This is a genomic window from Pseudomonas sp. NPDC089408, from assembly GCF_044749445.1.
Lineage (GTDB): Bacteria > Pseudomonadota > Gammaproteobacteria > Pseudomonadales > Pseudomonadaceae > Aquipseudomonas.
Window position 1 is genome coordinate 73,242 of the sequence record NZ_JBIVHY010000014.1, and the last position, 11,228, is coordinate 84,469.

The following is an 11,228-nucleotide window of genomic DNA, read 5'->3' on the forward strand; positions in this document are numbered from 1 at the left end:
ACAACGTCCCTTTACCCAGCAAAGGTTGGAAATTGCCATGAGCCAGGTGTATTCGGTAGCGGTTGTCGTCGGTAGCTTGCGCAAGGACTCCTACAACCGCAAGGTCGCCCGCGCCCTTTCGGAGCTGGCACCGTCCAGCCTTGCCCTGAAGATCGTCGAGATTGGCGACCTGCCGTTGTATAACGAGGATGTGGAAGCCGATGGGGCGCCGGAGGCCTGGAAGCGTTTTCGCGAGGAGATTCGTCGCAGCGATGCGGTGCTGTTCGTTACCCCCGAATACAACCGCTCGGTGCCGGGTTGCCTGAAGAATGCCATTGATGTCGGCTCGCGGCCGTACGGGCAAAGCGCCTGGAGTGGCAAGCCGACGGCGGTGGTGAGTGTGTCACCCGGGGCCATTGGTGGCTTTGGCGCCAACCATGCCGTGCGCCAGTCGCTGGTGTTCCTGGACATGCCGTGCATGCAGATGCCTGAGGCCTACATTGGCGGCGCGGCGAACCTGTTCGAGGGCTCGGGCAAGCTCAACGACAAGACTCGGCCGTTCTTGCAGGCGTTTGTCGACAAGTTTGCTTCCTGGGTAAAACTGAACCGGGCGGTCTGACCTGCCTTGAGCAAACATCGCTGAGCCCACGATCCCTGTAGGAGCGGCCTTGTGTCGCGAAAGGGCCGCAACGCGGCCCCAGCAATTTTTGCATTGACGCTGAAATCCTGGGGCTGCTTTGCAGCCCTTTCGCGACACAAGGCCGCTCCTACAAAAAGCGCTCATGGCGGCCAACCGCGTCTTAGCGGAAGCTGTAGGAAACCCCGGCATACACGCCAAACCCTTCACCCGGCGTAGAGCGGGCATTGTCGTTGCCAGCATCGTTATAGGCCGGTGTCACCGTCGCGGCATACCGCTTGTTGGTCAGGTTGCGCAGGTCCAGCCAGGTCTGCCAGTCCTGTTTCGGCGAATCCCAGCCAACCCGTGCGCCAAGCAGCGCATATTCATCGGCGTGGTAGCTGTTGGCATAGTCCACCCGCACCTTCGACGCCATCTGCGTATTCACCCCGGTATAAAAACCGCTCGGCCAGTCGTAGCGCAGTTCGGCCTGGTAGTAGTGCATGGGAATGCCGGGGAGGCGGTTGTCGCCAAACGTGTCGTCATCCCGGTAATGGAAGTCGCTGAAGGTGTAGGCCTGACGCAGGCTGAGCTTGCCGGTACCGGCGCGCTCCCACAGGGTGCTGTCGAGGCCAGCTTCCACGCCTTGGTGCACGGTGGCGCTGGCGTTGAACTCCGAGGTGAAGTTTGGCACCACTTCCACGGCGAGCAGTTCGTGGCGCACCTGCGAGTAGTACCAGGCCAGGTCCCAGCGGCCGAGCGCCGAGTCGCCGCGCGCACCCAGCTCCAGGGTGGTGGCGGTCTGGTTCTGCATTTCGATCGGCTGGATCTGCTTGCCGCCGGTGCTCGGCGCGCTCCAGATCAACGACCATGGGTGGGGCGGCTCGACCGAGCGGCTAAGGTTGCCGTACACCTGCAAGTCCGGGCGGATGTCGTAGCGCAGCCCCACGCGTGGCGCGTAGTCCCAGTCGTGCATGCTCACCTTGCCGCCTTCGGCGGGGTAGGTGACGTCGCTTTCGCGACGGGTGTAGATCATTGCCAGGCCGGTGGTCAGCCACAGGTTGGGCACCAGTTCCAGGTCGTTACCGACATGGAGCACGGTGTCCGAACCCTGATAGGTGAAATCGCGAGTACGTGCACCGAACACGTCGCCATTACGCGCGAACTGTGAAGCGCCGCTGTTGGGCAAGTGCTTGGTGGTACGCCAGCCTACAGTGGTTTTGCTTTCGTGGCCGAACAGGGTGTCGCGGCGGAAATAGTTGAGCGTGCCGCTGACGTCGGTATAGGCCACTTTCAGGCGCATCGGCCCTTCGCGCAGGTCCATCGGGTAATCGTGGTAGACCAGGCCTGCTTCCAGGCGCGCGTCATCGTCAAGGTAGAAGGTGGTCTTGTTGCCGACCCAGGTGCTACCCGGCTGTGGGCGGCTGTCGTCGCGGGCCAGGTAGGCCGGGTTGGCCGCCCGCGGATGGTGCTTGATCTGGTCCTTGGTCAGGCGCCCGGCCAGTTCGTTTTCGGTTTCCCGGTAGCGCAGGTAGAAACGGGTTTCCAGATTCGGGTTGAAGCGGTAGCCGACATTGGCGGCAATGCCTTTGGCGCTGCCGCTGCTGTGATCCTGGTAGCCGTCATATTCCGAATCGGTCAGCGCCACGTAGTAGTCGAGGTTACCCAGCACCTGGCCCGAGCTGATATGCCGGTGCTGGTAGCCGCGGCTGCCAATTTCATAGCGTACCTGCAGGGGCGCGGCGTCGTAACCGGTGTGGGTGACGTAGTTGATCGCACCGCCCAGGGCCAGCGAGCCCTGATCAAAGCCATTGGCACCGCGCAACACCTCGGCTCGGCTCAGCCACAGCGGTTCGAACAACTCATAAGGGGTACCCCCTGGGCCGGTCAGCGGCAGGCCGTCGAACATCGTGTACACCCCAGAGCCGTGCGCCCCCGGCGCACGGTTGATGCCCGAGCCACGGATCGACAACTTGATGCCGTCATTGCCTGCCGATTGCGCGAACACACCGGGCTGGTAGGCCAGCACATCCTGGTTGCTGGCCACCCGGCCTTGCCCTACTCGCTGCATGTCCACCAGGTTGCTGGCGCCTGGTATTTCGCGCAGGCGGTCCCTGGCGGCCGTCAGTTCGTTCTGCTCCTCATCGGTGATCAGCACCTGGCCCAACTCGACCGAAGATGCCGCCAGGGCGGGCTGGGCGGTGCCGATAGCAGCCAGCAGGCCGAGGCAGGATGACAGGGGCAAAACGCAACGCATTGTACGACTCCAGGCGAAAGGCGAATGGACAACGGCGTTGAGACGAGCGAAATGCCGCTTGGAGCACGAAGAAAATGGGCAATTTTCGTGCGGTCTTCGTCAGACGCTTTTGTACGAAAGTTCTTTACAAGCCCTGGCGATGGAGGCGAACGGGCTGTGCTCCGTAAGGTGACTGCAGACCGGCAGCAATGCCTCGCTCAATCACCCGTGGAGTTGAAACATGACCGACAACGCTCGACACTCGCAGCAACCCCCGGCGGACGCCCCGGTTCGCCTGACCCCACGTGAACAGCAGGTGCTGTTGTGGTGCGCCTACGGCAAGAGTTCGTGGGAGATCGGCCAGATCCTGGCATGCAAGGAATCGACCGTGAACTTCCACGTGTCCAACATTCTGCGCAAATTCGATGTGCCCACCCGGGTGGCGGCGGTAATCAAGGCCATTCGCTACGGCATGCTGGCCGAGCAATGAGGGGGTGATGCATGAGTAACGATCCTCGGCTGCCGCGCTTTGCCGATTGCCATGACCCGTTCTGGCCACGGGTGGACCTCGGCAGCCTGCGTGAACGCCTGAACCTGCAGCGGCCTGTCAGTGACGCTGCGCTGGAGGTGGCTGCCCGCTGCGCCGCCATTGATGCCGCACGCGAATTCGCCCGTTGGCGCGCGGCGCTGCGTGAGCGGGGCTACAAACGCCTCGAGGATGTGGCCGGGCATGACCAGGGGCGTGCCCTGCGGGTGTGCTACATCCTTTATGTCGAAGCGGCGGTCATGCATAGCCTGGGTTCGATCGCCTACCTGAGGGGTTCGCGACGAGGGCTGAGCCATGCCTGAGCAATCTGTTCTCGACAACGTGGCACCGGCCGTAATGGAGCTGCTGGGCGTTGATGGCAATGTACTGTTCGCAGCGTTGTTGGGGGCACTGCTGGTAAGTGCTGCGCGTGACCGGTTGATCACCAATACCGCCAGGCGCCTGACGCTGGGCAAGAAATTGCTGCTGGTGTTTGTGGCTGTGGGGGTGGGACATGTGTTCGAGCCACTGGTTTCGTCATTGGTGCCTTTGTTGACCCGTGGCATGGCGGCGTTCGTGGCTGCCGTGGTGGTCATCCCCATCAGCCTCAAGGTCATGGTCCTGGTGGATACGCTGGACCCGCGTGAGCTGATTCAGCGCTGGCGCCGCCGAGGTTAACCATTGGCCACGCCGCCGAGCTCGCTCAACTGCTGTTCCAACTGCTGGATGCGTTGCTTGTCCTTGATGAACAGCAGGATGGACTGGCGGTCATTGGGCGATAGCGTACGCAGACGCTCAAGCATGTCGCACTCCCAGTCAACATGATCCGGGCCTGTGGTGGCCTGCTTGGCCTGGCCCAGCAACAGCCAGTCCAGCGAGCAGGCATGTTGCCTGGCAATATCTATGCAAAGTGAGTAAGGAATGCTGTCGCGAACCTTCCAGCTGCTCAGCGTCTGCGGGCTTATCGAGAGCGCCCTCGACAGCTCGGCATCGGACTTGGCGCCGGTCAGCAGCTTAAGGCGGGTAAGCACCGCAGCAAGTACGTGAGTACTCATAACAAATATCCATGACTGGTTTAATGATATTCCATGGGCTTAAACTACTCGTTATGAATACAGCCCTGCGTTTTAAGGAGCATATCTGCAATGAGAAACATCAAACTGAAGAATTCACCCACCTTTGCAGTTAATACTGACACAGCCCAGCGAGCATTCTCACAGCAGATGCAGCTTAACAGTGCTTGCAGGTACTTGCCGTGAGTACATACAAGCTGGTTTGCCCGCATTGCCACAGCCGGATGCGCATCCGCACCAGCGAAGGGCGACATATTTTCCTGCGCATCGCTTATTTGCAATGCACCACCGAGGCGTGTGGCTGGTCGGTGCGTGCCGAATTTGAGATGACCCATGAGCTTTCCCCCAGCGGCATGCCCAACCCGGAAGTCTACCTGCCTTCGGCCAATGGTGATTTGCGCAAGGCAGCGCTGCCGGGGGCAGGGCAGGGCAACCCCGGCGAATGAGCCAGCATGCTCAGCGATAGAAAACGCGCAGATAAAAAAACACCCCGCATAAGCGGGGTGTTTTGTATTGCCAGGGCAATCAGCCGATCAGTTGCAGGCCGGCTTGCTGGACCATTTCCAGCAGCGGTTGCGGGTAGACACCCAGCACGAAGGCGAGAATGGCGATGGCCAGCAGCATGACGCCACCGGTGCGCTGTTCCCACTTCAGCGGGGCGTCGTGGCGACGCAGGTTCGGCTCGACCAGGTACAGGGTGACCATGACGCGCAGGTAGTAGTACACGCCGATGGCGCTACCGATTACCAGGGCGCCGACCAGCCACCACAGGTGCGACTCGACGCCGGTGGCGATGATGTAGAACTTGCCGATGAAGCCGGCAGTCAGCGGGATACCCGCCAGCGACAGCATCATCACGGTCAGTACCGCGGTCAGGTACGGACGGCGCCAGAACAGGCCGCGGTACTCGTACAGCGCATCGGCGTCACGGCCGCCGTAAGGCGAGGACATCAGGGTGATGACACCGAACGCGCCCAGGCTGGTGATCACATAGGTGACCAGGTACACGCCCATGGCTTCCAGGGCCAGGCCTTTGCTGGCGACCAGGGCGATGACCAAGTAACCGAAGTGGGCGATGGACGAGTAACCCAGCAGGCGCTTGAGGTTGCTCTGGGTCAGCGCCAGCAGGTTACCGACCAGGATCGAGGCGACGGCGATGACTGCCAGTACGGTGCTCAGCGCGCCGCTGCTGGCAGCAGGTGAGAGCATGAACAGGCGTACTACCACGGCGAACACCGCGACCTTGCTGGCGGTTGCCAGGAATGCGGCGACCGGCGCCGGGGCGCCTTCGTACACGTCTGGGGTCCACAGGTGGAACGGCACCAGCGACAGCTTGAAGGCCAGGCCGACCAGCATCATGCCCAGGCCCAGTTGGGCCACCAGGCTTGGCATGTTGGTGGCAGCCAGGGCCTTGCCGATCTGGTCGAAGCTCAGGCTGCCGGCGTCGGCGTACAGCAAGGCCATGCCGAACAGCAGGAAGGCGGAGCCGGCGGCCGACAGCACCATGTACTTGATGCCGGCTTCCAGTGAGCGCTTGTTGAAGAACGCATACGCCACCAGGCCGTAGACCGGCACCGACAGCAGCTCCAGGCCGATGAACAGGCCGGCCAAGTGGTTGGCGCTGACCAGCACCAGGCCGCCGAGGGCCGACATCAGTAGCAGCAGGTAGAGCTCTTCTCGGTTGCCCGGGAAGCCCTTGGAGCCTTCGCCGAGGTAGGCGTGGGCGAGGGTGACGCAGGCCAGCGTGGCCACCAGGATGATCGCCATGTACAGGCAGGCGAACTTGTCGAGGGTGATCAGCGGGGTGACCGCCAGCGGCGCAACCTTCAGCGCCGGCAGGATCGACAACAGGGCCAAATTCAGGCCCACGGTGGACAGCAGGAAGGTTTGCGAGTGGTTGCGCTTCCAGGCGATCGCCAGCATCACCACCACCGTGGTGATGGTGGTGATCAGCATCGGCGCCAATGCGATGAAGTGTTGAGTGGTGAATTCCATAGCGCTCTTACCGGGCCGAAGCGAGTTGAGTGAAAGCGGAACCGAGCCACTGCTGCACACCATTCATGGTGGCGGCAGAGGTGTCGAGGAACGGCTGCGGATACACGCCCAGCAGGATCAGCAGTACCGCCAGACCCAGCACCATGATCAGCTCGCGACCGTCCATGCCGGCCAGCACGGTGTCGGTCTTGGCCGGGCCAAAGTAGGCGCGGTGGATCATGATCAGCGAGTACACCGAACCGAATACCAGGCCGGTGGTGGCTATCACGGTGATCCACGGTACATGCACGAAGCTGCCGAGCAGGATCAGGAACTCGCCGACGAAGTTGCCGGTGCCTGGCAGGCCCAGCGATGCGGCGGCGAAGAACAGGCTGATGGCTGGCAGGTAGGCGATGCGGTGCCACAGGCCGCCCATCTGGCGCATGTCACGGGTGTGCAGGCGCTCGTAAAGCTGGCCGGACAGGATGAACAGCGCGGCAGCCGACAGGCCGTGGGCCAGCATCTGGATCACCGCGCCTTGCAGGGCCTGCTGGCTGCCGGAGTAGATACCGATCAGCACGAAGCCCATGTGCGAAACGCTGGAGAAGGCGATCAGGCGCTTGATGTCGGTTTGCGCGAAGGCCAGGAAGGCACCGTAGAAGATACCGATCAGGCCCAGGGTCATGGCGATCGGCGCGAACTCGGCCGAGGCGTTCGGGAACAGCGGCAGGGCAAAGCGCAGCAGGCCGTAGGCCGCCGTCTTCAGCAGGATACCAGCCAGGTCCACGGAACCTGCGGTGGGTGCCTGGGCGTGAGCGTCAGGCAGCCAGGAGTGGAATGGCACCACCGGCAGCTTCACCGCGAAGGCGATGAAGAAGCCCAGCATCAGCACGTATTCCACGCCCGCTGGCAGTTCGGCCTTGAGCAGGTCGCTGTAGTTGAAGGTGAGTACGCCGGTGGCGTTGTAGTTGACCAGCACCAAGCCCAGGATCGCCACCAGCATGATCAGGCCGCTGGCCTGGGTGAAGATGAAGAACTTGGTCGCCGCGTAGATCCGGGTCTTCTTGCCGTCTGCCGAGCTGTGACCCCAGAGCGCGATGAGGAAGTACATCGGCACCAGCATCATTTCCCAGAAGAAGAAGAACAGGAACAGGTCCAGGGCCAGGAACACACCGACCACGCCGCCGAGGATCCACATCAGGTTGAGGTGGAAGAAGCCGACGTGGCGCTGGATTTCTTTCCAGGAGCACAGTACCGACAGCACACCGAGCAGGCCGGTGAGCAGGATCATCAGCAGCGACAGGCCGTCGAGGGCCAGGTGGATGCTGATGCCGAAGCGCTTGATCCACTCGACTTTGTATTCGAGTGCCCAGGCAGGTTCGGCGCCTGGAGCAGGCGCGAGGGTGTAGTCGCCGTTAGCCCACAGCCACAGGCCGATGCCGAGCAGCAGGGACATGGTCAGCAGCGCGATCCAGCGCGGCAGGGTAGAGCCGAAGCGCTCACCCAGCCAGCACAGGAAGCCGCCGATGAAGGGGATCAGGATCAGCCAAGGCAAAATCATGACGGGTTGGTTTCCTTTGGCAAAGTCGCAAGATTCATAGTCATACCGCAGCCACTACCACGGCACCGAGCACCAGCACGGCACCCACGGCGATCGAGGCGGTGTACCAGCGCAGCTGGCCAGTCTCGGTCTTGCTCATGGCGACGTGGCCGCCACGCGCCATCCGCGGAATCAGGCCGATGGTGCGGTCAACCGGGTCCTTGCGCAGGATGTGGCTGATCAGCAGGTACGGTTTGACGAAAAGCTTGTCGTAGATCCAGTCGAAGCCCCAGGCGGCGAACCACCAGGCCGACAGGACACGGCCGATGCTGCTGTTGGCGACGGCGCTGACGAAGCTGCGCTTGCCCAGGAACAGCAGGGCCGACAACAGGATACCGGCGATGGCAATGGCACCCGAGGTGATTTCCAGCGCATGCTTGGCTTCGCCACCGGCGTGGCCAGCGCTTTCAGGCAGCACGCCTGCCAGCGGCGGGGTGATCCAGGCGCCGACGAAGGTCGACAGCACGATCAGCACGCCCAGCGGCAGCCAGTGGCTGATGCCGTGGCCAGCGTGGGCTTCGGTCTTGGCTTCGCCGTGGAAGGCGATGAAGATCAGACGGAAGGTGTACAGCGAGGTCATGAATGCACCGACCAGGCCGGCGTACAGCAGGCCGGTATTGCCGCTGGCGAAGGCTTCCCAGAGGATCTCGTCCTTGGAGTAGAAGCCCACGGTCACGATCGGCAGTGCAGCCAGGGCCGCGCCACCGACCACGAAGCTGGCGTAGGCCAGCGGCAGTTTCTTCCACAGGCCACCCATCTTGAAGATGTTCTGTTCGTGGTGGCAGGCAACGATCACCGCACCAGAGGCAAGGAACAGCAGGGCCTTGAAGAAGGCGTGGGTCATCAGGTGGAAGATCGCCGCGTCCCAGGCACCAACGCCCAGGGCCAGGAACATGTAGCCGATCTGGCTCATGGTCGAGTAGGCGAGGATACGCTTGATGTCGGTCTGCACCAGCGCGGCGAAGCCGGCCAGTACCAGGGTCACGCCACCGACAACACCGACCAGGTGCAGGATGTCCGGCGCCAGCAGGAACAGGCCGTTGGTACGGGCAATCAGGTACACGCCCGCGGTCACCATGGTGGCGGCGTGGATCAGTGCCGAAACCGGGGTCGGGCCAGCCATGGCGTCCGCCAGCCAGGTCTGCAGTGGCAACTGGGCCGATTTACCGACCGCACCGCCCAGCAGCATCAGCGTAGCCAGCACCATCCAGGTGTCGCCCGCCTGGAACTTCTGCGGTGCCAGCACCAGCAGTTCTTGCACGTTCAGGGTACCCAGCTGGGCGAACAGGATGAACAGGCCGATGGCCATGAACACGTCGCCGATACGGGTGACGATGAATGCCTTGAGCGCTGCGTTACCGTTGTTGCGGTTGCTGTAGTAGAAACCGATCAGCAGGTACGAGCACAGGCCAACGCCTTCCCAGCCAAAGTAGATGAACAGCAGGTTATCGCCCAGGATCAGGAAAAGCATACTGGCGATGAACAGGTTGGTGTACGAGAAGAAGCGCGAGTAGCCGGCTTCGCCACGCATGTACCAGGAAGCGAACAGGTGGATCAGGAAGCCGACGCCGGTGACCACGCCCAGCATGGTGACGGACAGGCCGTCGACATACAGGGTGAAGTTGGGCGCAAAGCCATCCACCGACATCCACTGCCACAGCAGCTGGCTGTATGCGCCGCCCTCAGGCGGGGCGACGTTGAATTGCCAGATGACGTAGGCGGCAACGGCGGCCGACAGGCCTACCGAACCGACGCCGATCAGCGCGGACAGGTTCTCCGAGAACCGACCACGCGAGAACGACAGCAGCAGGAAGCCGATGAGGGGGAAGACGAAAGTCAGGAAGATAAGGTTCATCCGCGCATCTCACTGGCAGCATCGATGTCGAGAGTGTGGAAGCGGCGATACAGCTGCAGCAGGATAGCCAGGCCAATGCTGGCCTCGGCGGCTGCCAGGCTGATCACCAGAATGAACATCACCTGGCCGTCGGGTTGGACCCAACGGGCACCGGCGACGACGAACGCCAGGGCAGAGGCGTTCATCATGACTTCCAGGCTCATGAGCACGAAGAGGATGTTGCGGCGGACCATCAGGCCAACCAGACCTAAGCAGAACAGGATGCCGGCAACTGCCAGACCATGCTCGAGAGGGATAGCACCCATGATTTACTCCTTCGCCTCGTTGCGGCCCAGGTGGAAGGCGGTGACCGCTGCAGCCAGCAGCAGCATCGATGCCAGTTCGACCACCAGCAGGTACGGACCGAACAGGCTGATACCTACCTCTTTCGGGCCCACGGTGGTACCGCTGATGCCAGCGCCGCTCGGGGTGACGAACAGCACGTACAGCAGCTCTGCCAGCAGCAGGGTGCCGAGGATGACCGGCCCGGCCCAGATGCCGGGCTTGAGCCAGCCGCGTTCCTGGGCGACCGAGGCCGGCCCCAGGTTGAGCATCATCACCACGAACACGAACAGCACCATGATGGCGCCGGCGTAGGCGATCACTTCCAGGGCACCGGCGAACGGCGCACCCAGGGAGAAGAAGATCATGGCCACGGAAATCAGCGAAATGATCAGGTAAAGCAAGGCGTGCACGGGGTTGGTACCGGTCACCACCCGAAGGGTGGAGACCACGGCGATCCCGGATGCGAAGTAGAAAGCGAATTCCATCTTTCTGTCCTTATGGGAGCAAGCTCTTCACGTTGATCGGCTCGGCTTCGTTCTGTGCAGAGCCCTTCGGCTTGCCAGCGATTGCCATACCCGCAACACGGTAGAAGTTGTAGTCAGGGTTCTTGCCGGGGCCGGAGATCAGCAGATCTTCTTTCTCGTACACCAGGTCCTGACGCTTGAACTCGGCCATTTCGAAATCCGGCGTCAGCTGGATCGCGGTGGTCGGGCACGCTTCTTCACACAGGCCGCAGAAAATGCAACGCGAGAAGTTGATGCGGAAGAACTCCGGGTACCAGCGGCCGTCCTCGGTCTCGGCCTTCTGCAGCGAGATGCAGCCAACCGGGCAGGCCACCGCGCAGAGGTTGCACGCTACGCAGCGCTCCTCGCCATCGGGGTCGCGGGTAAGGACGATGCGGCCGCGGTAGCGCGGCGGCAGGTACACGGGTTCTTCGGGGTACTGCAGGGTGTCGCGCTTGCGGAACCCGTGGGAGAACACCATTGCCAGGCTGCGCAGCTGAGTGCCGGTGCCCTTAACGATGTCGCCGATATACTTGAACATG

General features: G+C 62.4%; 13 protein-coding genes. 5 read left to right on the forward strand and 8 right to left on the reverse strand.

Annotation, left to right across the window (positions count from 1 at the left end):
* Positions 1-37: 37 nt before the first annotated feature.
* Positions 38-598 carry a class I chromate reductase ChrR gene (gene chrR / locus ACIP02_RS20670; RefSeq protein ID WP_400619892.1) on the forward strand — a complete coding sequence of 187 codons (561 nt, stop codon included), beginning with the start codon at positions 38-40 and terminating at the stop codon, positions 596-598.
* Between the two features lie 181 nt (positions 599-779).
* Here chrR and ACIP02_RS20675 read toward each other — a convergent pair whose 3' ends face one another.
* A complete protein-coding gene (locus ACIP02_RS20675; protein WP_400619895.1) occupies positions 780-2,852 on the reverse strand; it encodes a TonB-dependent receptor family protein in 2,073 nt (690 codons plus the stop codon).
* 220 nt (positions 2,853-3,072) lie between these two features.
* Between ACIP02_RS20675 and ACIP02_RS20680 the strand changes: the two genes are divergently transcribed.
* The 3 genes from ACIP02_RS20680 to ACIP02_RS20690 are packed head-to-tail and all read left to right on the forward strand — an operon-like array spanning position 3,073 to position 4,035.
* Complete coding sequence (locus ACIP02_RS20680; protein ID WP_346643309.1) at positions 3,073-3,321, forward strand: helix-turn-helix transcriptional regulator; 249 nt, start codon at positions 3,073-3,075, stop codon at positions 3,319-3,321.
* An 11-nt stretch (positions 3,322-3,332) separates the two neighbouring features.
* Positions 3,333-3,680: a head completion/stabilization protein gene (locus ACIP02_RS20685; RefSeq protein ID WP_400619898.1), complete on the forward strand. Its 348-nt coding sequence runs from the start codon at positions 3,333-3,335 to the stop codon at positions 3,678-3,680.
* Positions 3,673-4,035: a hypothetical protein gene (locus ACIP02_RS20690; RefSeq protein ID WP_400619901.1), complete on the forward strand. Its 363-nt coding sequence runs from the start codon at positions 3,673-3,675 to the stop codon at positions 4,033-4,035. The genes ACIP02_RS20685 and ACIP02_RS20690 overlap by 8 nt, the downstream gene beginning before the upstream one ends.
* Here the strand turns inward: ACIP02_RS20690 and ACIP02_RS20695 are convergent.
* Positions 4,032-4,412, reverse strand: coding sequence for a helix-turn-helix domain-containing protein (locus ACIP02_RS20695; protein WP_400619904.1), 381 nt, complete (start codon positions 4,410-4,412; stop codon positions 4,032-4,034). The genes ACIP02_RS20690 and ACIP02_RS20695 overlap by 4 nt on opposite strands.
* Before the next feature lie 200 nt (positions 4,413-4,612).
* Here ACIP02_RS20695 and ACIP02_RS20700 point away from each other — a divergent pair, with 200 nt between their 5' ends.
* A complete protein-coding gene (locus ACIP02_RS20700) occupies positions 4,613-4,876 on the forward strand; it encodes an ogr/Delta-like zinc finger family protein (RefSeq protein ID WP_400619907.1) in 264 nt (87 codons plus the stop codon).
* Between the two features lie 79 nt (positions 4,877-4,955).
* On the opposite strand, the gene nuoN is transcribed toward ACIP02_RS20700, so the two are convergent.
* The 6 genes from nuoN to nuoI are packed head-to-tail and all read right to left on the reverse strand — an operon-like array spanning position 4,956 to position 11,227.
* Entirely contained in the window at positions 4,956-6,425 is a 1,470-nt protein-coding gene (gene nuoN / locus ACIP02_RS20705; RefSeq protein ID WP_400619910.1) for an NADH-quinone oxidoreductase subunit NuoN, read from the reverse strand.
* Positions 6,426-6,432: 7 nt separating this feature from the next.
* The gene (gene nuoM, locus ACIP02_RS20710; protein ID WP_400619913.1) at positions 6,433-7,965 is read right to left on the reverse strand and encodes an NADH-quinone oxidoreductase subunit M; all 1,533 of its coding nucleotides are present in this window, start codon (positions 7,963-7,965) and stop codon (positions 6,433-6,435) included.
* Positions 7,966-8,005: 40 nt separating this feature from the next.
* On the reverse strand, positions 8,006-9,859 hold the full coding sequence (nuoL, locus tag ACIP02_RS20715) for an NADH-quinone oxidoreductase subunit L (protein WP_201199667.1): 1,854 nt from the start codon (positions 9,857-9,859) through the stop codon (positions 8,006-8,008).
* Positions 9,856-10,164, reverse strand: coding sequence for an NADH-quinone oxidoreductase subunit NuoK (gene nuoK, locus ACIP02_RS20720; protein ID WP_003251446.1), 309 nt, complete (start codon positions 10,162-10,164; stop codon positions 9,856-9,858). Before nuoK ends, nuoL begins: the two co-directional genes overlap by 4 nt.
* Before the next feature lie 3 nt (positions 10,165-10,167).
* Positions 10,168-10,668 (reverse strand): NADH-quinone oxidoreductase subunit J, encoded by a 501-nt coding sequence (nuoJ, locus tag ACIP02_RS20725; RefSeq protein ID WP_012273298.1) that lies wholly within the window; start codon positions 10,666-10,668, stop codon positions 10,168-10,170.
* A gap of 10 nt (positions 10,669-10,678) precedes the next feature.
* Positions 10,679-11,227 carry an NADH-quinone oxidoreductase subunit NuoI gene (nuoI, locus tag ACIP02_RS20730; protein WP_003251442.1) on the reverse strand — a complete coding sequence of 183 codons (549 nt, stop codon included), beginning with the start codon at positions 11,225-11,227 and terminating at the stop codon, positions 10,679-10,681.
* Between the last annotated feature and the right edge of the window lies 1 nt (position 11,228).